At 36.2% G+C, this 23,158-nt stretch carries 20 protein-coding genes and 6 tRNA genes; 1 reads left to right on the top strand and 25 read right to left on the bottom strand.

Annotated features, from left to right (window positions below):
• Positions 1-61: 61 nt before the first annotated feature.
• The 20 genes from CVT17_RS03520 to CVT17_RS03425 all read right to left on the bottom strand — a co-directional run bounded on the left by CVT17_RS03520 (position 62) and on the right by CVT17_RS03425 (position 17,698).
• Positions 62-138 (bottom strand) — tRNA-Arg (locus tag CVT17_RS03520).
• Between the two features lie 79 nt (positions 139-217).
• Positions 218-2,296: an elongation factor G gene (gene fusA / locus CVT17_RS03515; protein WP_084040680.1), complete on the bottom strand. Its 2,079-nt coding sequence runs from the start codon at positions 2,294-2,296 to the stop codon at positions 218-220.
• A gap of 12 nt (positions 2,297-2,308) precedes the next feature.
• Entirely contained in the window at positions 2,309-2,779 is a 471-nt protein-coding gene (gene rpsG, locus CVT17_RS03510; protein WP_021090980.1) for a 30S ribosomal protein S7, read from the bottom strand.
• A 78-nt stretch (positions 2,780-2,857) separates the two neighbouring features.
• The gene (gene rpsL, locus CVT17_RS03505; RefSeq protein WP_103649434.1) at positions 2,858-3,256 is read right to left on the bottom strand and encodes a 30S ribosomal protein S12; all 399 of its coding nucleotides are present in this window, start codon (positions 3,254-3,256) and stop codon (positions 2,858-2,860) included.
• Between the two features lie 146 nt (positions 3,257-3,402).
• Positions 3,403-3,792: a DoxX family protein gene (locus tag CVT17_RS03500; RefSeq protein ID WP_084040682.1), complete on the bottom strand. Its 390-nt coding sequence runs from the start codon at positions 3,790-3,792 to the stop codon at positions 3,403-3,405.
• A gap of 120 nt (positions 3,793-3,912) precedes the next feature.
• Complete coding sequence (gene rpoC / locus CVT17_RS03495; RefSeq protein ID WP_021091033.1) at positions 3,913-8,427, bottom strand: DNA-directed RNA polymerase subunit beta'; 4,515 nt, start codon at positions 8,425-8,427, stop codon at positions 3,913-3,915.
• The gene (gene rpoB, locus CVT17_RS03490; RefSeq protein ID WP_107858709.1) at positions 8,414-12,559 is read right to left on the bottom strand and encodes a DNA-directed RNA polymerase subunit beta; all 4,146 of its coding nucleotides are present in this window, start codon (positions 12,557-12,559) and stop codon (positions 8,414-8,416) included. The genes rpoC and rpoB overlap by 14 nt, the downstream gene beginning before the upstream one ends.
• Before the next feature lie 119 nt (positions 12,560-12,678).
• Complete coding sequence (gene rplL, locus CVT17_RS03485; RefSeq protein ID WP_021090592.1) at positions 12,679-13,059, bottom strand: 50S ribosomal protein L7/L12; 381 nt, start codon at positions 13,057-13,059, stop codon at positions 12,679-12,681.
• A 30-nt stretch (positions 13,060-13,089) separates the two neighbouring features.
• The gene (rplJ, locus tag CVT17_RS03480) at positions 13,090-13,575 is read right to left on the bottom strand and encodes a 50S ribosomal protein L10 (protein WP_107770534.1); all 486 of its coding nucleotides are present in this window, start codon (positions 13,573-13,575) and stop codon (positions 13,090-13,092) included.
• Between the two features lie 105 nt (positions 13,576-13,680).
• Positions 13,681-14,382 carry a 50S ribosomal protein L1 gene (gene rplA, locus CVT17_RS03475; protein WP_084040688.1) on the bottom strand — a complete coding sequence of 234 codons (702 nt, stop codon included), beginning with the start codon at positions 14,380-14,382 and terminating at the stop codon, positions 13,681-13,683.
• Between the two features lie 59 nt (positions 14,383-14,441).
• Positions 14,442-14,867 carry a 50S ribosomal protein L11 gene (gene rplK / locus CVT17_RS03470; RefSeq protein ID WP_084040690.1) on the bottom strand — a complete coding sequence of 142 codons (426 nt, stop codon included), beginning with the start codon at positions 14,865-14,867 and terminating at the stop codon, positions 14,442-14,444.
• 10 nt (positions 14,868-14,877) lie between these two features.
• Positions 14,878-15,408: a transcription termination/antitermination protein NusG gene (gene nusG, locus CVT17_RS03465; protein WP_054196403.1), complete on the bottom strand. Its 531-nt coding sequence runs from the start codon at positions 15,406-15,408 to the stop codon at positions 14,878-14,880.
• Between the two features lie 14 nt (positions 15,409-15,422).
• On the bottom strand, positions 15,423-15,602 hold the full coding sequence (gene secE, locus CVT17_RS03460; RefSeq protein WP_072594862.1) for a preprotein translocase subunit SecE: 180 nt from the start codon (positions 15,600-15,602) through the stop codon (positions 15,423-15,425).
• 17 nt (positions 15,603-15,619) lie between these two features.
• Positions 15,620-15,695, bottom strand: a tRNA-Trp gene (locus CVT17_RS03455).
• A gap of 13 nt (positions 15,696-15,708) precedes the next feature.
• Complete coding sequence (gene rpmG, locus CVT17_RS03450; RefSeq protein ID WP_035167196.1) at positions 15,709-15,867, bottom strand: 50S ribosomal protein L33; 159 nt, start codon at positions 15,865-15,867, stop codon at positions 15,709-15,711.
• Between the two features lie 57 nt (positions 15,868-15,924).
• Positions 15,925-17,124, bottom strand: a complete 1,200-nt coding sequence (tuf, locus tag CVT17_RS03445) for an elongation factor Tu (RefSeq protein WP_021090663.1) — start codon at positions 17,122-17,124, stop codon at positions 15,925-15,927.
• Positions 17,125-17,199: 75 nt separating this feature from the next.
• Positions 17,200-17,274, bottom strand: a tRNA-Thr gene (locus CVT17_RS03440).
• A 126-nt stretch (positions 17,275-17,400) separates the two neighbouring features.
• Positions 17,401-17,477, bottom strand: a tRNA-Gly gene (locus tag CVT17_RS03435).
• A 7-nt stretch (positions 17,478-17,484) separates the two neighbouring features.
• Positions 17,485-17,569: transfer RNA gene (locus CVT17_RS03430), tRNA-Tyr, on the bottom strand.
• 53 nt (positions 17,570-17,622) lie between these two features.
• Positions 17,623-17,698: transfer RNA gene (locus CVT17_RS03425), tRNA-Thr, on the bottom strand.
• A 236-nt stretch (positions 17,699-17,934) separates the two neighbouring features.
• Between CVT17_RS03425 and CVT17_RS03420 the strand changes: the two genes are divergently transcribed.
• The gene (locus CVT17_RS03420) at positions 17,935-18,183 is read left to right on the top strand and encodes a hypothetical protein (RefSeq protein ID WP_021090800.1); all 249 of its coding nucleotides are present in this window, start codon (positions 17,935-17,937) and stop codon (positions 18,181-18,183) included.
• Positions 18,184-18,391: 208 nt separating this feature from the next.
• On the opposite strand, the gene CVT17_RS03415 is transcribed toward CVT17_RS03420, so the two are convergent.
• Genes CVT17_RS03415 through CVT17_RS03395 form a run of 5 tightly spaced genes read right to left on the bottom strand, consistent with a single transcriptional unit; the run spans position 18,392 to position 23,157 of the window.
• On the bottom strand, positions 18,392-19,030 hold the full coding sequence (locus CVT17_RS03415) for a response regulator transcription factor (RefSeq protein ID WP_072594861.1): 639 nt from the start codon (positions 19,028-19,030) through the stop codon (positions 18,392-18,394).
• A 45-nt stretch (positions 19,031-19,075) separates the two neighbouring features.
• Positions 19,076-19,297 carry a DUF5416 family protein gene (locus CVT17_RS03410; RefSeq protein ID WP_269059513.1) on the bottom strand — a complete coding sequence of 74 codons (222 nt, stop codon included), beginning with the start codon at positions 19,295-19,297 and terminating at the stop codon, positions 19,076-19,078.
• A gap of 49 nt (positions 19,298-19,346) precedes the next feature.
• The gene (locus CVT17_RS03405) at positions 19,347-19,550 is read right to left on the bottom strand and encodes a hypothetical protein (protein WP_196373580.1); all 204 of its coding nucleotides are present in this window, start codon (positions 19,548-19,550) and stop codon (positions 19,347-19,349) included.
• Positions 19,550-21,016 carry an HlyD family type I secretion periplasmic adaptor subunit gene (locus tag CVT17_RS03400; protein ID WP_107769580.1) on the bottom strand — a complete coding sequence of 489 codons (1,467 nt, stop codon included), beginning with the start codon at positions 21,014-21,016 and terminating at the stop codon, positions 19,550-19,552. The genes CVT17_RS03405 and CVT17_RS03400 overlap by 1 nt, the downstream gene beginning before the upstream one ends.
• 2 nt (positions 21,017-21,018) lie before the next feature.
• Entirely contained in the window at positions 21,019-23,157 is a 2,139-nt protein-coding gene (locus tag CVT17_RS03395; protein ID WP_084040698.1) for a type I secretion system permease/ATPase, read from the bottom strand.
• Between the last annotated feature and the right edge of the window lies 1 nt (position 23,158).

Below are 23,158 nucleotides of genomic sequence, written 5' to 3'. Positions count from 1 at the left end.
ATTGTATGTTTTGGTATACACCTGTTTGAGTATTTTGTATTTTATAAAGATGATTATATGATGGTGTCCCCAACAGGGTTCGAACCTGTGGCCTTAGAATTAGGAATTCTACGCTCTATCCAGCTGAGCTATGAGGACAATTTATATATTTTGTAGATAGATTTTATCAGAATAAATAATTTTTGAAGGACAGATTACTCTGCCCTTCTTTGGTTAATTAGCCATTTCTCTTTTTAATGATCTCATCACTTACGTTTTTAGGAACTTCTTCGTAGTGATCGAATTCCATTGAGTAAGTTGCACGACCTTGAGTCATTGAGCGAAGATCTGTTGAATAGCCAAACATTTGAGCTAATGGACAATAAGCTGCAATAATCTTCACACCATTTCTATCATCCATTGAATTTACTTGGCCACGACGTTTATTAAGGTCGCCTATAACATCACCCATATACTCTTCTGGAGTTTCAACTTCAACCTTCATCATAGGTTCAAGAATAACAGCACCTGCTTTTCTAGCACCTTCCTTAAAACCCATTGAAGCAGCAAGCTTAAATGCCATTTCAGACGAGTCAACTTCATGGTAGCTACCATCAAATAGTGTAACTTTAACATCTTCGACTGGATAACCAGCAAGAACACCACTTTGAAGTGCCTCTTTACAACCTTTTTCAACAGCCGGAATATATTCTTTTGGAACAACACCACCTTTGATATCATTAACAAACTCAAATCCACTAGCAGCTGGAAGTGGCTCAATACGTAAAAATACGTGACCATATTGACCACGACCGCCTGATTGTTTAGCATACTTATATTCTTGCTCAACTGTCTTACGAATAGTTTCGCGATAAGCAACTTGTGGTTGTCCAACCTCTGCATCAACTTTAAATTCACGAAGCATACGATCAACTATGATCTCCAAGTGAAGCTCACCCATACCGCTAATAATAGTTTGACCACTCTCTTCGTCTGTACTAACTCTAAAACTTGGATCTTCTTGAGCTAGTTTTTGAAGCGCTATTGCCATTTTTTCCTGATCTGCTTTTGTTTTTGGCTCAACCGCAACACTAATAACTGGCTCAGGGAAGTCCATTCTCTCAAGGATAACTTTATCTTTTTCGCTAGCTAGAGTATCACCTGTTAGAGTATTTTTTAGACCGACAACAGCGCCGATCTCACCAGCGAAAAGCTCAGTAATCTCTTCACGTTTATTTGAGTGCATTTTTAGCAAACGACCGATTCTCTCTTTACTATCTTGAACGGTATTATAAGCATAGCTACCACTTTCCAAGCTTCCTCTATAAACACGAATAAATGTTAGCTGTCCAACAAATGGATCAGTCATAATCTTAAATGCAAGAGCTGCAAATTCACCATTATCAGTGCTTTCAACAGTTACTTCAGTACCATCTTCATATACGCCTTTAATAGCTTCAATTTCATCTGGAGCTGGCAAGTAATCAACAACAGCATCAAGTAGAGGTTGAATACCCTTGTTTTTAAACGCGGTTCCACAAAGCATAGGCGTGATAGTCATTCTCAAGCACCCTGCTTTTATGCCTTTTTTAATCTCTTCTTCACTTAGCTCTTCACCAGCAAAAAATTTCTCCATCAAGCTATCATCTGTCTCTGAAACTGCTTCGATTAGTTTTGCACGGTATTCCTCTGCTTTTTCTTTAACTTCAGCTGGAATTTCTTCTTCAACATAGTCAGTTGGCTTTTTCTCATCATTCCAAACGTAAGCTTTCATTCTTACAAGGTCAACCACACCTCTAAAGTTATCCTCAGCACCTATAGGAATTTGAATAGGAATTGGGTTTGCTTTTAGTCTTTCCCTGATCTGCTCTTCAACTCTAAAGAAATTTGCACCAATTCTGTCCATTTTATTAACAAAAACAATTCTTGGTACGTGATATTTATTTGCTTGTCTCCAAACGGTTTCTGATTGTGGTTGAACACCACCAACAGAACAAAATACTGAAACAGCACCGTCAAGGACACGCATAGAACGCTCAACTTCGATAGTAAAGTCAACGTGTCCCGGAGTGTCAATTAGGTTTATTTGATAACCCTTCCAAAATGCCGTAGTTGCAGCCGAAGTAATAGTAATACCACGCTCTTTTTCTTGTTCCATCCAGTCCATGGTAGCAGCACCATCATGAACCTCACCTATTTTATGGCTCATACCAGTAAAGAATAAAATTCTCTCACTAGTAGTTGTCTTTCCAGCATCAATGTGAGCCGCAATACCGATATTTCTTACCTTATGTAAAGGCGTTTTTCTCTCTGCCATACTAATTCTTTCTTACCAGCGGTAGTGAGCAAATGCTTTATTAGCCTCTGCCATCTTGTAAGTATCTTCCTTCTTCTTGAAAGATGCACCTTTTGAGTTTGCCGCATCTAAGAGCTCATTCGCTAGTTTATCTATCATAGTTCTTTCGCTTCTCTTTCTAGCGTAAGTTATAAGCCAGCGAATAGCAAGAGCTTGTTGGCGAGCTGGGCGAACCTCAACTGGTACTTGATAAGTAGCACCACCAACACGGCGTGATTTAACTTCTAAAATAGGTTTTACATTTTCAATAGCATCGTTAAAAACGTCAATGCCTTTAACCTCAGCATTTTTCTTTTCTATGGCTTTAATAGCACCATACATTATCTCAGTAGCGACGCTTTTTTTGCCATCATACATAAGAGAATTAATAAATTTAGTGATTATTTTATTTCCGTAAATCGGATCAGGTAAGACTTCCCTTACAGGGGCTTTTCTTCTTCTCATTTTGATCTTTCCTTCAAATTTTTATGAAATTTTACTCAAACGTTTGCAAATTTTAGCAACGTCTGCGAACCTAAATTTTTACTTTTTTGTTGCAGCTGCAGCGCCAGCTTTAGGGCGTTTCGCACCATATTTAGAACGAGAAACTGTTCTTTTTGCAACACCAGCAGTATCAAGTGCACCACGAACGATGTGATATTTAACACCTGGTAAGTCTTTAACCCTACCGCCGCGAACTAAAACGATACTGTGTTCTTGTAGGTTGTGACCTTCACCACCGATATAGCTGATGACTTCAAAACCGCTTGTTAGCCTGACTTTGGCAACTTTCCTCAAAGCTGAGTTTGGTTTTTTAGGAGTTGTAGTATAAACCCTAGTGCAAACTCCTCTTCTTTGAGGGCACTCTTTTAACGCTGGAGATTTTGACTTAACAATCACTTTCTTGCGTTCTTTTCTGACCAATTGATTTATGGTTGGCACAATAATTCCTTTCAACTAAATTTATTAAAAAGACCTAATTTTATTTAAAATAAACTTAAATAACGGTTAATAAGTTAGACTTACTCATCTAATTCTTGATTTTATAAATTCTTGATTTTATAAAACTCTGCTGTCTTTATTTTGTATTAGTCTTGTTTGATAGCATATTTGCCACTACCTATCAAAAGAATACAAAGTGAAATAGCAATATAAAGATAGATAAGTTCCGATTTAAAGCCATTAACCTCATTTAATGCAAATAAATTTGCAAATCCATAGTACGAGTATAAAATAGTAATACTAGTACCTAAAACTAGGATAGCGCCTACTCTTGAATAAAAACCAATAATTAACATGATGGGTGCTAAGAGCTCTCCAAGGTAAGAAAAATATGCCAAAAATCCAGGTAATCCAGCATTTACTAATATACCTTTTACTCCACTAAGTCCATGTAAAATTTTACCAAAACCATGCATAAAAAGGCAGATACCGAGTCCTAAACGTATAAACAAAAGTCCAAGATCAACGTTTTTCATAAATTCTCCATAATGTGATTTAAAGACAATGATTTTATTAGGTGATAGTTAATAGCTTGTAAATTTTTAATTGATTTAATTTTATAAAGAGGTTAAGCCCCAAAATAGGGGCTTAAAGGACTAGTTTTCTTTGATTTTTACTTTTTTATCTTTATAAAAACCTGTTCCAACTGGGATCATACGTCCGAGGATAACGTTCTCTTTTAGATCTTCAAGATAGTCAAATTTAGCAGCAATCGATGCTTCTGTTAAGACCTTAGTTGTCTCTTGGAACGATGCAGCAGAGATTACACTATCACTTCCGATAGCTGCTCTTGTAACGCCTAATAAGATCGGCTCAGCAATAGCTGGCTCACCGCCCATGTTCATGATGCGCTCGTTCTCTTCTTTAAATTTATTTCTTGAAACCATATCGCCAACAATGAAATTTGTATTTCCGCTATCAACGATTTTCACTTGGCGAAGCATTTGAGAGACGATGATCTCGATGTGCTTATCAGCGATCGCAACACCTTGGCGACGATAAACTTGCTGAATTTCACTGATCAAATAGTAGTGAAGCGCCTTTTCACCAAGAATTCTTAAGATATCATGGCTTGAGATTAGTCCGTCTGTTAGTTTCTCGCCAGCATGGACAAATTCGCCGTCTCTTACTTGGATCTGACGGCTCTTCTCGATCAAATACTCAGCTGTCGTGCCATCTTCTGCTTGGATAATTATGCGCTCTTTTGAGCGAAGTGGCTTGTCAAATCTAACCACACCATCAATCTCTGCAACGATAGCTGTATTTTTAGGGCGTCTTGCTTCAAATAGCTCACTAACTCTTGGAAGACCGCCGGTAATATCTTTTGACTTAGCAACAGCTTTTGGGGTCTTGGCCAAAATATCAGCCTGAGCTACTTCATCACCACTTGAGACAAAGATCGCAGTTTTTGGATCAAGCGGATACTTAATTAAATTTCCTTTTTTAGTAGCGATAATAATCGCAGGTTTTACACCGCTTGGCAAATACTCATTGATAACAAGACGTCTTTGTCCAGTCGCTTCATCAGCTTGCTCAGTAGCGCTGTATCCTGGTTCAATATCCTCAAAGCTAACCACACCGGCTTCTTCAGCAATAGTTGGAGTTGAGTATGGATCCCACTCAGCAATAATCAACTTATCATCTTTTTCAGGTAATGAAACTACAGTAGCTCTCTCAACTGCATCATTATCAGAAACTTGGATGATAGAATTCCTTGGGATATAATGGCGAACCGCCTCACGTCCATCTTTATCAGAAACAACCACAAAGAAACCTTTTTCAGTTACCTTGTGACCTTTTTTGATATCTTTAACCCTATCAAGGTAATCACCTTTTAGTATGAAAAATTTAACCACACCATTTGCGTCGGCTAAAATTTTACGAGTTACAGGATCTCCGTCTGAAATTTTAAGTTCACTAGCGTATGGGATACGATTTGGGATATTCCAACCCTCTTTTATGATCTCAACGATACTTTCATTCTCTTTTACCTTATCGCCACTTACATAAGGTATATACATCTTTCCTTCGATCTTTCCGCTAACACCAGCTAATTCATTTGGTTTAGCAAGATCGTTTCTTCTAATTGTATATTTAACCTCTTCTTTTTTACCTTTTATCACGATATTTACATCTTCGTGGGCATATTCGATCTCTATTTTGCCGTCAATCGTTGATTTAATCTTTGGTTCAACAAGTAGCACAGCTGCACTTCTTCTATTTGCAACGATCTTCTTATCACCGTTATCATAAGTATTAAGGTTGTAATATCTAATAAAACCTTCTTTTTGAGCGATTACCTGACGATCTTGTTGCTCAGTAGAAGCCGTACCACCTATGTGGAATGTTCTTAGTGTTAGCTGTGTACCTGGCTCACCGATAGATTGAGCTGAAATGATACCAACTGCTTCACCTGGTTTTACAAGTTTGCCCTCACCCAAATTTAAGCCGTAGCATTTTGCACAAACGCCTTTTGGTGCCTTACACGTGATAGGCGTTCTAATGCTCACTGATTTTATACCAGCCTCAGTTATAGCTCTAGCTTTTTCTTCATCAAGTAATGTGCCTTCGCTAAATAAAATTTCATTTGTTATAGGATCGATCACATCATCTGCTAAAACACGGCCTAATACTCTTTCTTCAAGGCTTTCTATTAGCTCGCCACTCTCAGTAATATCTGTGATTTCAACGCCCTCGTGCGTACCGCAGTCGTGCATTGTTACTTTAACATTTTGAGCAACGTCGATTAGTTTTCTTGTTAAATAACCGGCGTTGGCTGTTTTTAGCGCTGTATCTGCAAGACCTTTTCTAGCTCCGTGGGTAGAGTTAAAGTACTCCATTATATTTAGACCTTCACGGAAGTTTGAAATGATCGGTGTTTCAATGATCGAACCATCAGGTTTTGCCATAAGACCACGCATACCAGCTAGCTGGCGAATTTGTGCTGCACTACCTCTCGCACCTGAGTCTGCCATCATATAAATTGAGTTAAATCCACCTTTATCGTTTTGGATAAGCTTCATCATCTCGCTTGCAACGCTGTTGTTTGTATCTGTCCAGATATCAATGATCTTGTTGTATCTCTCACTATCTGTTAAAAGACCAGCGCCGTATTGCTTTTGAATTTCGCGAACTTTTTTCTTAGCTTCGTCAATATATTTTTGCTTGCTATCAGGTACGATGATATCAGCAATAGAGATAGAAATTCCCGCTTTTGTTGCATATCTAAAGCCTAAATTTTTAAGCTTATCAAGGAAGTCGGCCGTTACTTCAAGACCGCCATTTCTATAAACGTAATCAACCAAATTTGCAATATCTTTTTTCTTCATGATCTTATTCCACATATTTTCAGGAACAAAATCAGGAAGTATTGCTCTTAAGATCAAGCGACCGGCTGTTGTGAAGATGATCTTATTATCAACCATAGTCTTAATTTTAGCGTGAAGACCAAGAGTATTAGCCTCTTCAGCGATCATTACTTCATCAACGCTTGAGAAAATTTTATTTGCGCCTTTTTCGTCATTTCTCTCTAGGCTTAAATAATAAATTCCTAAAACCATATCTTGTGAAGGAACTGTGATAGCCTTACCACTTGCAGGAAGTAAGATGTTCATTGAACTAAGCATTAAAATTTTGCACTCAGCGATAGCCTCTTGTGATAGTGGCACGTGAACAGCCATTTGGTCACCGTCAAAATCTGCGTTGAACGCCGCACAAACTAGTGGGTGAAGCTGAATCGCCTTGCCTTCAACAAGCACTGGGTGAAACGCTTGGATAGAAAGCTTGTGAAGTGTTGGAGCACGGTTTAGCATAACTGGATAGTCTTTAACGACCTCTTCTAGGCACTCCCAAACCTCATTTGTCTTATCTTCTATCATCTTTTTAGCTTGCTTAACAGTTGTTGCATAGCCTTTTTCTTCAAGGCGAGCAAGCAAATGTGGTTTAAATAGTTCTAGAGCCATTTTCTTTGGAAGACCACACTGATCCATCTTTAGCTTTGGACCAACGACGATAACAGAACGTCCAGAGAAGTCAACACGCTTACCTAGCAAATTCTGACGGAAGCGACCTTGCTTACCTTTGATGATCTCGCTTAGTGATTTTAGCGGGCGCTTGTTTGCACCTTTTACTGCATTTGCTCTGCGGCCATTGTCAAATAGCGCATCAACAGCCTCTTGAAGCATTCTCTTTTCGTTTCTGATAATAATCTCAGGCGCATCAAGCTCAAGTAGACGTTTTAGACGGCTATTTCTGTTTATTACACGGCGATATAGGTCGTTTACGTCTGAAACAGCAAATTTACCACCATCAAGGCTGACTAGCGGTCTAAGATCAGGTGGAAGAACTGGTAAATTTGTTATCATCATCCACTCTGGGCGGTTACCTGAATTTAAAAAGCTCTCGATAACTTTTAGGCGTTTTACGATAGTCTTTTTCTTAGCCTCAGAATTTGTAGACTCCATCTCTTCTTTTAGCTGATTTAAAATTTCCATCAAATCAAGCTCAGCTAGCATATCATAGATGACCTCGCCACCCATTCTAGCCGTAAAACCAGTCTCTTCATATCTTGAAGCTAGGCTTTGATATTGTTCTTCATTTAAAACGTCGTATTTTTCAACTTTTTTAGAATTTTCATTGTCGTAATAAGCCTCGCCAGCATTATCAACAATGTATGCCTCATAGTAAAGTACGCGCTCAAGGTCTTTCATCTTAATACCAAGAAGCGCACCAATACGGCTTGGTAAGAAATTTACATACCAGATGTGAGCCACTGGAGTTACAAGCTCGATGTGACCCATACGAGAGCGACGAACCTTAGATGTCGTTACTTCAACACCGCATTTTTCGCACTTGATGCCTTTATAACGCATCTTTTTATATTTGCCACAAAGGCACTCGTAGTCACGGATCGGTCCAAAAATTTTGGCACAAAATAAGCCGTCACGCTCAGGTTTTAGCGTGCGGTAGTTGATGGTTTCTGGCTTTTTAACCTCGCCATAACTCCAAGATTTTATCTTCTCAGGACTTGCTAAACGAAGTTGAAAAGCTTCAAAATCACGAGGTCTATGCTCTTCTTTTATCTCAACTGGTTTTAAATTAGTTAGTTTCATTTGTCTCATCCTCATCATATACTTCTACATCAAGAGCTAGTGATTTTAGCTCGTTTGTTAGAACAAAGAACGTCTCAGGGATACCAGTCTCAGGAACGTTTTCACCTCTTGTTAAAGCTTTGTAAGCAGAAAGTCTTCCCTCAACATCATCTGATTTTACAGTTAGCATCTCTCTTAGTGTATGAGCGGCACCATAAGCCTCAAGTGCCCAAACCTCCATCTCACCAAACCTTTGACCACCAAATAGTGCCTTACCACCGACAGGTTGCTGTGTAACAAGGCTATATGGTCCAGTGCTTCTTGCGTGAACTTTCTCATCAACCAAGTGGTGAAGTTTTAGCATATACATACAACCAACATTAACGCGTTCTCTTATCTTTGAGCCTGTGCGTCCATCGTATAGCTCAGTTTTGCCGTCACTATCTATCTTTGCCATCTCAAATAATTTTGCAAATTCATCAGCCTTAACGCCTTCAAAAATCGGAGTTGCAAATCTTACGCCATTACTCCAATCTTTTGCGTGTTCAAGAAGCTTCTCGTCACTCATCTTACCAAGAGCTTTTTTAGCATCCATTAGCTTAGCAACACCTGCTATCTCTATCATCTTAGCTCTTAGCTCTTTTATCCACTCGCCTTTTTTAGTTTCAAAAATTTCATTTATCTGCTCGCCTAAGCGATAGCCAACAAGACCAAGGTGGCTCTCTAAAATTTGACCGATATTCATACGGCTTGGAACGCCAAGTGGGTTTAGCACGATATCAACGATCTGACCGCTTGGAAGATACGGCATATCGACTTCTCTAACTATATTTGAAACGATACCTTTATTACCGTGACGTCCAGCCATCTTATCGCCGACTTTTAGTTTGCGTTTTGTAGCTATGTAAACTTTTACAAGCTTTACAACGCCGCTTGGTAAAATGTCATCTTTTTCTAAAATTTCTATCTTAGCATCGTGCTCTTCTTTAAGCTTTTTCTTCTCATTTTGGAAGTAATTTTTTAGCTCGTCATATTTCTTTTGGATATCTTTTGAAAAGCTTTTAACGATAGCATTTAGAGTAAACCTATTTATATTTTCAAGATCAGCCTTATTGATCTTTGAGCCTTTCTTATACTCTTTTTTATTTACCTCTTGATCACTCGCTAGTGGATTTTTAGAAAGAAGTGCTGTAACTTTTAGCATCTCTTCGCGGTCTAGCATAAGTAGTCTATCATGATGTTCTTTTTCTAAAAGTGTCTTCTCTTCTTCGTAAGCTTTATTTGTTCTGCTATCTTTTTCATATCCTTTTTTGGTGAAAATTTTAACATCAACAACCACGCCTTCCATCGAAGCTGAAGCGTAAAGCGATTTATTTACCACGTGGCCAGCCTTTTCACCAAAGATCGCACGTAGTAATCTTTCTTCTGGAGTTGGCTTAACTTCGCCTTTTGGAGATACTTTACCAACAAGGATCATACCAGGCTTGATCTCTGTACCAATTTTGACGATACCACTTTCATCAAGGTGCATAAGCTCCTCTTCTTTGACGTTTGGTATATCTTTTGTTATCTCTTCAACACCATCTTTTAACTCACGAGCCTCGATCTCTTTTTCGTAGATATGAACACTCGTAAAAGCATCTTCACGTATCATTTTTTCGCTAATGACGATCGCGTCCTCGTAGTTGTAGCCATTCCAAGGCATAAATGCAATTAGTGCATTTTTACCGATAGCTAGCTCGCCTTTTTCCATGCTTGGGCCGTCAGCAATTATTTGACCGACAACGATCTCATCACCTTTTTTAACTGTCGGATGTTGAGAAAAAGTCGTATTTTGGTTTGTTCTTAAATTTTTCTCCAAAGAGTAGTGATCGATATATGGACCAGCTTCGTCTTCGCCTAAAATGAATATATTTTTATTATCAACCTTTTCAACCACACCACTACGTTTTGCTTTTACGCTTTCCCATGCATCTCTTGCGATAACGCTCTCCATACCTGTTCCAACAATAGGAGCAGTTGAGCGAAGTAGTGGGACTGCCTGACGTTGCATGTTTGAGCCCATGAGAGCACGGTTAGCATCATCATGCTCTAGGAATGGAATAAGTGAAGCTGCAACACCAGCTATCATACCAGAACAAAGGTCGATCAAAGTAACATCTTCTCTACGGGCAAGCATCATCTCACCATCTTTTCTAACCTCAATCAAGTCCTCAACGATGTGTCCATTTTCATCAAGTTTGGTTGATGCCGGAGCTATAACATTGCCCTCTTCTTGAGTTGCGGTCAAGTAAACTATATCATCAGTCACTTTGCCATCTATAACTTTTTTGTAAGGCGCTTCAACAAAGCCAAGATCATTCACTTTTGCATAGGTTGAAAGCGTATTGATAAGACCAATATTTTGACCTTCTGGAGTCTCAACTGGACAAATTCTACCGTAATGAGTTGGGTGAACGTCACGCACCTCAAATCCAGCACGCTCTTTTACTAAGCCACCCTCACCAAGTGCAGATAGACGGCGCTTGTGAGTAACTTCACTAAGTGGGTTTGTCTGATCCATAAACTGGCTTAGCTGACCGCCTGTAAAAAATTCCATAATCGTAGCAGTAATCATTTTTGGATTAATGAGGTCGTATGGCATAATCTCTTCAGTATTATTGCTTAAGCTTGTAAATTTATCGCGGATAGCCTTTTGCATCTTTACAAAACCGAGGTGAAGTTCGCTAGCAAGTAGCTCACCGATTGACCTTATACGGCGGTTACCAAGATGGTCGCGGTCATCAATGTGACCTTGTCCATTTTTAACTTTTATAAGATATTTTGCAGTTTTTATGATATCTTCACTTGTTAGTAAAGTAACGTATTCTGGCACATCAAGAGAGAGCTTATGATTCATTTTCATACGACCAACTTTTGTTAAATCGTATCTCTCAGGATTAAATAACATATCATTTACAAAACTCTTTGCAGCCTCTTTTACAACCGGCTCTCCTGGTCTCATAACCTTATAAATTCTAATAGCCGCAAGATCATTTTCATCATCCACACCCTCAGTTTGTTTTAAAACCTTAAGCATATCGTTATCAGCTATGAAAGAATTTATAATTGCATCATCAACACCAGCAGCAGAGTTATTTATAATCTCAATACTTTCATGCTCAGCTAAAATTTTTGCAAGTTTATTCTCGTCAAGAGCAGATAGTGTATCATATAAAATTTCTCCGCTCTCTGTATTTATTACAGGGTTTGCCAAATATCTACCAATAAGTGCTTCAACTGGGTATTCAACGAATTTTACACCATCCTCGATCAACTTATCAGCTTTTTTCTTCGTTAGACGCTTGCCTGCTTGGTGAAGAATTTCTCCATCTTCGTTTTTTATATCATATTCAACTCTTCCCAAATAATCTTCAGGATTAAAAAGAGTTAAGAATTTGTTATTTTTGATAATTAAATTTTGTATTGGATAAAACAACTTAATAATGTCTTGTTTTTTATATCCAAGCGCCCTAAATAATATAGTTACTGGCACTTTTCTACGTTTATTTATCCTAACATATAAAATATCTTTTGTGTCATATTCGAAATGTAGCCAAGAGCCACGATCAGGTATTATTTGAGCTGTATAAATTAATTTATTTGCAACAGTCGCACTCTCTTCTTGTTTAAAAATAACACCTGGACTTCTATGGAGTTGATTAACAACAACGCGCTCAACACCATTTATAATAAATGAAATTCTATCAGTCATTAGTGGAATTTCGCGTATAAAAATTTCTTGTTCTTTTATATCTTTAACACCAACTTTATCACCTGTCTTATCATCTTTCTCATGAACGATAAGACGTATTTTCATCTTTAAATTTACAGAGTATGTAAGACCTCTTTCTATACACTCTCTAATTGTATATTTTGGTTTTCCAATTTCTGAGCCAACATATTCTAAAGTCAAACGATTTTGCGGATCATGTATTGGAAAGATTGATTTGAAAACTTTTTCTATACCGCTTTCTGTTTGATTGTTATTTAGATTTAAAAAATTATCAAAGCTCTTTTTTTGTAGTTGTAGTAGGTTCGGAACGTCTATCTCCTTAACGACATTAGAGAAGTCAACCCTAAGACGATTTCCTGAGTATAAGCTATTTAACATTGCATCTACCTCGTGGTAATTTTGAAAGAAAAGTATAGCCTTTTAACAAGGCATCTAAAATTTAAAAAAAGAGAGAGCCTATGCCCTCTCTTGAAATATTAAGCTCAAATAATAAAAAATTATTTAAGTTCAACCTTGGCACCAGCTTCCTCAAGCTCTTTTTTAGCTGCCTCAGCCTCATCTTTGCTAACGCCTTCTTTAAGAACAGATGGTGTTCCCTCAACTGCGTCTTTGGCTTCTTTAAGACCAAGACCAGTAAGCGCTCTAACAACTTTAATAACGTTGATTTTCTTATCACCAGAATCAACCAGGACAATGTTAAATTCTGTTTTTTCCTCTGCTGCAGCTGCTGCACCGCCTGCTGCAACAGCACCACCAGCTACCATTACAGGAGCTGCGCTAACACCAAATTTCTCTTCGAACTCTTTTACAAGTTCACTAAGTTCAAGTACAGAAAGATTAGATATAAACTCTAATACATCTTCTTTAGTAATTGCCATTTTTAATCCTTATTATTTTTTTAATTTAAATTAAGCTGATTGTTCTTTTTTCTCTTTAAGTGCATTCAAACCAATTGTAAAATTTTGAATTGGCGCATTCCAAACTTGTAAAAGCATCGCAATAAGCTCATCACGGCTAGGCATTTTAGATAGAGCTTTAACTTTATCAACGCTAGCAATTTCGCCATCAATATAAGCTGTTTTTATTTTAAAAAGATCAGCATTAGACTCTTCAAATTTTGCGGCTACTTTAGTTACTGCTAATTGATCTTCACTCCAAAGATAGATATTTGTATCTTTGAGTTCCATTCCGACTTTATCAGAATTTTTAAGAGCAATATTTGCAAGAGTATTTTTAATAACCTGAACTTTTACATTTTGTTCTTTAGCAGAATTTCTTAAAACTTCAAGTTTCTTTACTGAAAGGCCACGATAGTCACAAACTATAATAGCTTCAGCAGTTTTAAATTCACTCTCTAATTTTGCAACAACTTCAGTTTTTTCGTTACGTGTCACTTTTTCTCCTTTCCGACCGGTGATTTCAAGCAGAGCGGGTCGAATCAATTAAGCCCAATGGCCTCGGCTATCTCCAATCTAAGATATAAATTTTAATTTTTAGTTTTATTTTAAGTCCATAACTTCTTGAGTATCAAGAGCTATAGATGGGCTCATTGTCAAAGACAACGAAGCATTTCTAACATATCTGCCCTTTGCTGTTGCAGGCTTATGTTTATTGATCGCTTTAATAAATGTTGAAATATTTTCATTTAATTGTTCTTTAGTAAAATTAACTTTACCAAGACCTGCATGTATATTTCCTTGCTTATCAACACGGAAATTTACTTGGCCGCTTTTTGCATTGTTAACAGCTTGTGCAACATCCATTGTAACTGTGCCAGTTTTTGGGTTTGGCATTAATCCTTTTGGTCCTAAAATTCTACCGACCTTACCTACAAGACCCATTAAATTTGGAGTAGCTATAAGAACATCAAAATTCATTATACCTTTTTGAATATCTTCGACCAAATCATCTGCACCAACAATATCAGCACCAGCTGCTTTTGCCTCATCAGCTTTAGTATCTTTTGCAATAACTGCAACTCTTACGGTTTTACCTGTACCAGCTGGTAAAACTACTGAACCACGAACCATTTGATCAGCATGTCTTGGATCAACATTTAATTTTAATGCAATCTCAACTGTTTCATTAAATTTAGCAGAAGCTAGAGTTTTAACTGTATCAATAGCCTCACTAAGGTTATAAATTTTATCTTGCTCTACTTTTTTGAGCAATTCTTGAAATCTCTTACTAGTTTTTCCCATAAATTTCTCCGCATATATATTGCTTCCGTCTTTTGCTAATCAACCTGACGGTAAAGGTTTTAGTCTATTACTTCGACACCCATTGATCGAGCTGAACCAGCAATAATTTTAGCTGCTTGCTCTTTATCATTTGTATTTAAATCAACAAGTTTTTTCTCAACTATTTCTAAAACTTGAGCTTTTGTTAGTTTGCCTACTTTATTTTTTAAAGGATTATCAGTTCCTTTTGTTATACCTGCAGCCTTTTTAATAAGATCTGTAGCAGGAGGCTGTTTTGTGATAAATGTAAAACTTTTATCAGCATAAACAGTTATAACAACTGGAATATTAAACCCAACCATATCTTTTGTTCTCTCATTAAAGGCTTTACAAAATTCCATAATATTAACACCTTTTTGTCCAAGAGCTGGACCAACCGGCGGACTAGGGTTTGCTTTTGTTGCAGCAATTTGTAATTTTATTTCACCTATAACTTTTTTAGCCATTTCTTGCTCCTTAAATTATCTTCTCAACTTGTGAATACAAAATATCAACAGGGGTGCTTCTACCAAAAATAGAAACATTAAGCCTAAGTTTTCCATGTATCATGTCATATTCTTCAACAATACCTGTAAAGTTAGCAAAAGGACCTTCTGTTATACGAACACTCTCACCATCCTCAAAGAATATCTTAGGTTTTGGCGCAGCTCTTTTTTGAACTTTTTCCAAAATAGTATTAATATCTTTTTCAGATAATGGTGTAGGTTTTTTAGCTTCACCAATAAAACGTCCAACTTTTGGTAAAGATTGAATCCTGTGCCAAAGAGCTGTATCAAGGTCTAAGCATGCAAAAGCATAACCTGGATAAAGAGTTCTTTCGTTGATTTTTTGCTTGCCATTTTTTATTTCAATTACGTCTTCTGTAGGAACTATAACTTCTTTTAGCTGATCTTCTATTCCATGATCTTTTACTAAATTTTCAATTCCTCTTTTTACTGCCATTTCGCTTCCAGCGTAAGTCTGTATAGCATACCATTTATGTGACATTACTTTTCCTTATATCATATAACTTTAGATAGAACAAAGGACATAATAACATCGACAAGAGCTAAAAAAAGTGATACAACAGCAACTACGATAAAAACTGCAAAAAAAGCATTTCTAATTTGTTCTTTTGTAGGATAGATAACCTTCATTATTTCCAATTTAGAAAGCTTAATATAATTTATAATTTTCTCCATAATCTTAACCTTAGTCGTGGCAGGGCAAGAGGGATTCGAACCCCCAACCATTGGATTTGGAATCCAGCGCTCTACCGTTGGAGCTATTGCCCTAATAGCTTCTTAATTAACTTTTTAATTTAACTTCTTTATGTATAGTATGTTTTTTTAGTCTTGGGCAATACTTTTTAAGCTCAACTTTATCTGTAGTAGTTTTACTATTTTTAGTTGTTGTATAATTTATATCACCACTTTCAGAGCATTTTAAACCAATTTTAATTCTCATATAAGTCCTTTTCAAAATATCAAAGGGAATATTCTCCCTTTGACAAATTTTTATAAATTAACCAAGTATTTTTGAAACAACACCTGAACCAACAGTTCTACCACCTTCACGGATAGCAAAACGAGTACCTTCCTCAAGTGCTACTGGAGCAATCAACTCGACTGAAATTCTTACATTATCACCTGGCATAACCATCTCTGTTCCTTCTGGAAGCGTAATTGAACCAGTAACATCAGTTGTTCTTACATAGAATTGTGGTCTATAGTTATTAAAGAAAGGAGTATGACGACCACCTTCTTCTTTTGTCAAGATATAGACTTCGCCTTCAAATTTTGTATGAGGGGTAATTGATTTAGGCTTGCAAAGAACCATACCACGCTCAACATCCTCTTTCTTAGTACCACGGAGAAGAACGCCAACATTATCACCAGCTTCGCCTTGATCCATCTCTTTTCTAAACATTTCAACACCAGTAACTGTTGTTGTTTGAGTTGGCTTAATACCAACAATTTCAATTGTATCACCAACCTTAATAACACCTTTTTCGATTCTACCAGTTACAACTGTACCACGACCTGAAATCGAAAAAACATCTTCAATCGGCATAAGAAGGTCTTTATCTGTCGCACGAACTGGAGTTGGAATATAGCTATCAACTGCATCCATTAATTCCATAATTTTTGCCGACCATTCACCATCTTGACCAGCTTTTGCCTCTTCAAGAGCTTTAAGCGCTGAACCAGAAACAATAGGTGTATCATCGCCTGGAAAATTATACTCATTAAGTAATTCGCGGATTTCCATTTCAACCAATTCAAGTAACTCAGCATCATCAACCATATCGGCCTTGTTCATGAAAACAACAATGTATGGAACACCAACTTGGCGTGATAGCAAAATGTGCTCTCTAGTTTGTGGCATTGGACCATCAGCCGCAGAAACAACCAGAATAGCTCCATCCATTTGTGCAGCACCTGTAATCATATTTTTTACATAGTCGGCGTGACCAGGGCAGTCAACGTGAGCATAGTGGCGTTTCTCTGTCTCGTACTCAATATGTGAAGTAGCAATTGTAATACCACGCTCTTTTTCTTCTGGAGCATTATCAATATTATCATAATCTTTTAGCTCAGCAAGTCCCTTGCGTGAAAGAACTGCAGATATTGCAGCTGTTAATGTAGTTTTACCATGATCTACGTGACCAATAGTACCTATGTTTACGTGCGGCTTGTTGCGTGAAAATTTTTCTTTAGCCATCTTTTCCTCCGTATGTGATATATGTCTTTTTTCTTACCAAATTTGTATAATCATAATAAAATCATATTTAACCAGTGGAGCTCATAGCGGGACTTGAACCCGCGACCTCTTCCTTACCAAGGAAGTGCTCTACCTCTGAGCCATATGAGCGAAAAACGCTTGGCAGAGATGATTCCAATTAAATAATACAAACAACTAAAAATTTTGAAAATAAAGTAAGGAATAACTGTGTTTAGTAAAATCTAGATACAGCTCCCAGTTTATTTTCCCAAATTTTGGAGCGGGAAACGGGGCTCGAACCCGCGACCCTCAGCTTGGAAGGCTGATGCTCTAGCCAACTGAGCTACTCCCGCATAACAATGGTGGTGAGACGTGGATTCGAACCACGGAAGACATAGTCAGCAGATTTACAGTCTGCCCTCGTTGGCCGCTTGAGTATCTCACCTTAAACATTAATAAACTATTTTGGTATTTTCTGGTCAAACACTGTTACAAAAATGGAGCTGGTGAACGGACTTGAACCGCCGACCCACTGCTTACAAGGCAGTAGCTCTACCAACTGAGCTACACCAGCACCTGTTTTGTGAAGTGGCAATTATATATCAAAACAAGGTAAAAGTCAAGGGAAATTTAAAAAATTTTCATAAAAATTAAAATCATAAAATATAACCGTTTAAGAATACAAATTTTTATTACATTTAAATCCGTAACGCATCATTAAGTATTTATAAAATATGTATAATTTTTATAGTTTTATTTTTTTTAAAAGCTAAAATTTCTATAATTACAAAAAATATATAAGGACTTAATATGCAATTTTTACCTTGGGCGATAATTTTATTACTAATTTATGTAATTTATTTTCTAATGATACGTTATGAGAAAAGAATATCAACTCTTAGCAAATTAATTGAACAAAATAGTGATGGCATTAAAGAAAATAGGGATTTGATTGGACAAAATAGATCGCTTATTGAAAAAAATAAACACGATATCGAAAAAAATACAAAAGACATCATAACAAATGTTGAAAAAGTAGATATCGATTTGGAAGACTAAAGCTTCTGGTTTCTTATCTCGGCTATTAATAAATTTGCTAGAATTTTTTATTTAAGATTTTAGCAAATCATTTTTTATTTGAAAATTTTATATTTATTGTATTCTTCAGCTAGTAAAAGTTATGTATGTATTTCTTATGGGCGCATGTATAAAAATTTATAGTTTTTGAAGAAGGGCCTTAAATTTATCACAAAAATAAATCAAGACTTTATGCGTCAAGCTGCTTCATTAAAAGCACAAGCCCTATTCTATCCTTTACATTTAGCTTACTATAAATCGAGCTTGTATGTGCTTTGACCGTCCTTAGTGTAATACCTGTTTTTTCTGAAATTTCATTATTTGTTAGACCCTGATAGATTAAATCTGCAATTTCTCTCTCCCTTGAACTAAGCTCAGAGAGATCGGTCTTTTTGTCTACCTTTTCACTTTCACTATTAATATATGAGCCAGTTAGCTCACTAATCATTGCCTGAACAAATTCTTGGTAAAGCCATATATTTCCATTAAAAATAGTTTCAAAAGCATCTTCAAAGTGAGTCTTCCTCATATGAGAATTTGCATAGCCCTTGATTCCAAGCGTAAGCAGGTGCTTGCCTTCGTTTATCGTTGGCCTATTTGAGAGTATGAGTATTTTTATATTTGGGGAATTTTCAATTATATTTTTTATAACATCATCAATATTATCTTTAAAAACATCAATATCAATACCTATAATATCAACATCATCATTTATATGAGAAAAAAACTCTTTTCTATTATGTATAAATTTCACATCGCTATTGCCAGTAAAATAGCTTCTCCAAATATTGTTTAATGCACTATTTTGTGTAAATAAAATAACTTGCATTACCTTTCCTTGGATTATTTATATGATTCTTTCATAAATTTTTTATTATTTATAAAAAAATTCTATATGACGACTTTCGCCATTTTTTTGTGTATCTTGTAATCTATTGATGAGAAAAAAATTTAGTAACCACTGAGGATTTTTTTCTTCTAAAAAAATAGTCATTTCAAAAAAATCTTGTGATATAGCATATTTATAAGGGATATTTAAATTTAAAAATTCGGGATCAAAGTCAAATTTATCCAAACTCTGGTCATAGCCTTTTATTAAAAATTTTTAATATTTCTTACTATATCATCTTGAATTTTTATATTTTTCAAATAGTTTTTTTATGTCTACTAGCAACATCTACTAATTGTAAAAATTCCATTTCACAATCACTAAATTTAAATCGTTCAATTTCATCATTAACTATATCGCAGGAATGATCATCTTTTATGAGGTAGAAATTTTGTAAATTTTGAAATTTTTCAATCTCATATTCACTAAATTTCTTATCATAAAAAGCGATCTTACCCATTACCTCTCCGTTAAGGCATTTTGTTTTGCCTTTAAAATAGGCTTTAATAAATAATCAAGTATTGTCTTTTTACCGGTAATGATATCAGCTGAAACTATCATACCAACTTTTATCCTAAGTGGCTTTTCTTCGCTACCAAGATAATTTTTCTCAGTTTCTATCCTGACCAAATAATAGCTCTCGCCCGTTTTTTCATTAGTCTCCGTATCGGCACTAATCTGCGTTACTTTGCCTTTTAAACCACCGTAAATACTAAAATCGTAGGCCGTAAATTTAACCATCGTATCAAGCCCAGGCCTCAAAAATGCAACATCAGCTGGTTTTACTTTTACTTCAGCAACCAATTTATCCTCAATAGGAACGATCTCGGCAATATTTTCGCCAGGCTTGATAACTCCTGATACGGTATGAACCATCATTTTGCTGACAATACCATTTACTGGAGATCTTACATATGTTCTTTCTACTCTATCGCTTAGACTGATTTGTGATTCATTTATCCTTGCGATCTCTGCTGAAACTTCATTTAGCTCTTTTTTTGCATTATTTTTAAAAGCAAGTTTTGCTTCTTCGATCTTATTTTTCGCTTCTTTTATAGTTGATTCAACTCTTGGTACGGCAAGAACGGCTGCATCAAGCTCACCTCTTAGATCATTTACGCGCCTTTGAAGCTGAATGTATTCGACCTCACTAACAAGACCTTTTTTAAAGATTGGCTCCATAATGGCCTTTTCTTTTAGAACAAGGTTATAGCTATTCTGAGTTTGAGAAATTTTATTTTTTAGTTCGACCAATTCACTCTGGCGTTGATGAATTTGCTCTGTTAAAATTCCTATCTGTTCATTTAGGTGATCAATATTTGAATTATGTAAACTTAGCTCATATCTTATGGCCTTGCTATTGTTTGCATCTCTAGCTTCGTCATAGTCAAATTCCTTATCATTCGCCTCAGCATCAAGTCTCATAAATTTTGCTTGAAGTTCGTCAAGTCTTAGTTTTGACTCACCATAACTACTCGTAAAATTTTTATTATCTAGCCTTATTAGAATTTGATCTTTCTTGACTTCATCGCCCTCTTTTACAAAAATTTGATCGACTATACCGCCTTCAAGATTTTGTATCGCTTGGTTTTTTCCAGACGGGATGATCTTACCACTACCTCTTGTGATCTCATCTATTTGTGCCCAGGAAGCCCAAATAAGAAGCCAAAACATAGTTATAGCAACTGTATAGAGTATCTTTTTAGATGTTGATGGGGCTTTAGCCAAAACAGCCTCAGAAAGACTTGACATAAATTTCAAATCATAAGCATCATAATTTTTTGTTTGAAGATTAGACTTTATATCATCTACGCTATTTAAAATTTTATTACTAGCTTCCTCTTGTTCTTTTATGCTATTTTCTGAAATTAATCTTTTTTCAGTTTTTGGATTTTCATTTTGTTTATTCTTGATATCTTCTTGCATGATCACTTCCCACTAAGTCTTGCTAAAACTTCATCTCTTGGTCCGTCCAATAAAATTTTGCCATTGTCCATAACTATAAGTCTATCAACAAGATCTAGCATCGACGTCCTATGTGTGACAAGCAGCATCGTTTTATTTGCTGTATTTGTCTTTAAATTTATTTTTAACTTATTTTCAACCGTATTATCAAGAGAATTTGTTGGCTCATCAAGCAAAATAATAGGACTATCTAGCAAAAATGCCCTAGCCACAGCTATGCTTTGACGCTGTCCACCACTTATGCCATCGCCTCTTTCAAAGACTGGCATATCAAATCCAAGTGGATGAGCATTTACATATTCATCAACTCCGCTTACCTTAGCTGCTTTTATAATCTGGATATCATCAACATATGGTGCTTTTTGAACAATATTTTCTCTAACCGTTCCTTTAAAAAGCACAACATCTTGTGGAACGTAGCCGATGTTTCGCCTAAGATCGGCTGGATCGATTTGATTAATATCTATTCCATCAATCAAAACTGAGCCTTCAGTTGGTGAGTAAAGTCCCAAAATAAGCTTTTGTAAAGTAGTTTTTCCAGAGCCATTTTTGCCTATAATGCCAACTTTTTCACCTGGCTGAATAACAAAATTTATCCTATCAAGCGAACCTTTTGTGGTATCTGGATATGTAAAGCTTACATTCTTAAACTCGATCTTTCCATCAAAAGAATTTCTTCTAACAAATTTTTTACCTTCTGGCCTTTCAACAGGCATTTGCATAATCTTACTAAGACTTTGATAGGCTGTTTTTGTCTGCTCAAAATTTGCAGCTAGTGAAGCCACCTGTCCCATAGGAGCGATAGCGCGAGAGCTAAGCATAACCGCAGCGATAAGACCACCCATTGTAAGGTGTGTATCTTGTATCATATAGACACCAAGAACGATGATGGCAATAGTATTTAATTGCACTAAAAAAGATGTAACAGTGGTTATCGAAGTTGTGATAATTTTTGATTTAATGCTTCTATTTGCTATTTCACCGGTTGCCTCTTCCCAGTTCCACTGTATATGTCCGCTAGCACCAAGAGTTTTGATGGTCTCAAGACTACTAAGGCTCTCTATTAAAATTCCATTTTTTATAGCCGAAGCCTCAAATGTACTTTTAATAGCATTTTGAAGTGGATCTTTTATAAAAAATGTATAGCATAAAATAGCTATCATGATAACAATTGGCACGAGTACGATATAGCTTCCTATAAAATAAGTAACTATCAAGAAAATGATTGCAAATGGAAGATCGACAATGGCTGCCAATGAGGCTGATGAGAAGAAATTTCTAACCGTATCAAACTCTTTTAGATTACTAGCGAATGAGCCAACAGATTTTGGTTTATTGCTAAATTTCATATCCATAACACGCTCAAATAAAATAGAGCTCATTATGATGTCACTCTTTTTGCCAGCAATCTCAAGAAAATATGATCTTACAAATTTTAAAAAAAGATCTATGCCATAAACTACACTTACGCCAAGCGCTAAGACCCAAAGTGTTTCAACCGCATTATTTGGCACGACACGGTCATATACATTCATCGTAAAAAGCGGACTAGCAAGAACAAATAAATTTATAATAAAACTTGCAAGAACAACATCAAAATAAATCTTTTTTGAACGTTTTAGAGTTCCCCAAAACCAGTGGTCATTGCCCGCATCAATTAGCTTTGTTGAGCTAGTATCCTCTGGAACAAACTCGCGCTTTAGATAGTATGCATAGCCTAAATATTCTTCTTTTAATTTACTTATTTCTATTGTGCTAGTACCAGTTGAAAGTTCTGGTGTTATGATATTTGCTGTCTTTTTATCTTTACTAAAAGATTGCAAGATGCAAGCTTTTTTGCCTCTAAGCATTAAAATGCAAGGTAAAACTAAAGGAGAGATTTGTTCAAGATCTTTTCTTACAAGGGTAGAAGCAAAACCAGCACGAGAAGCAGCACGAGAAAATAAAGACCTTGAGCTTTTAAGTGAAAAAAGCTCAATCTCATCGCCATCTTTTACTGGCAAGCCAATAGTTAAAGCATCGGCACTGTATGGATTATTATGAAGCTTGGTAAAAATAACCAAACATTGAAGCAGCTCATCTTTTATCTTATCACTATGCATC

The sequence above is a fragment of the Campylobacter concisus genome (assembly GCF_003048775.2).
GTDB classification, from domain to species: domain Bacteria; phylum Campylobacterota; class Campylobacteria; order Campylobacterales; family Campylobacteraceae; genus Campylobacter_A; species Campylobacter_A concisus_I.
The sequence above is the reverse complement of the archived record's forward strand: the minus strand, read 5'-3'. Positions and strand labels throughout refer to the sequence as shown.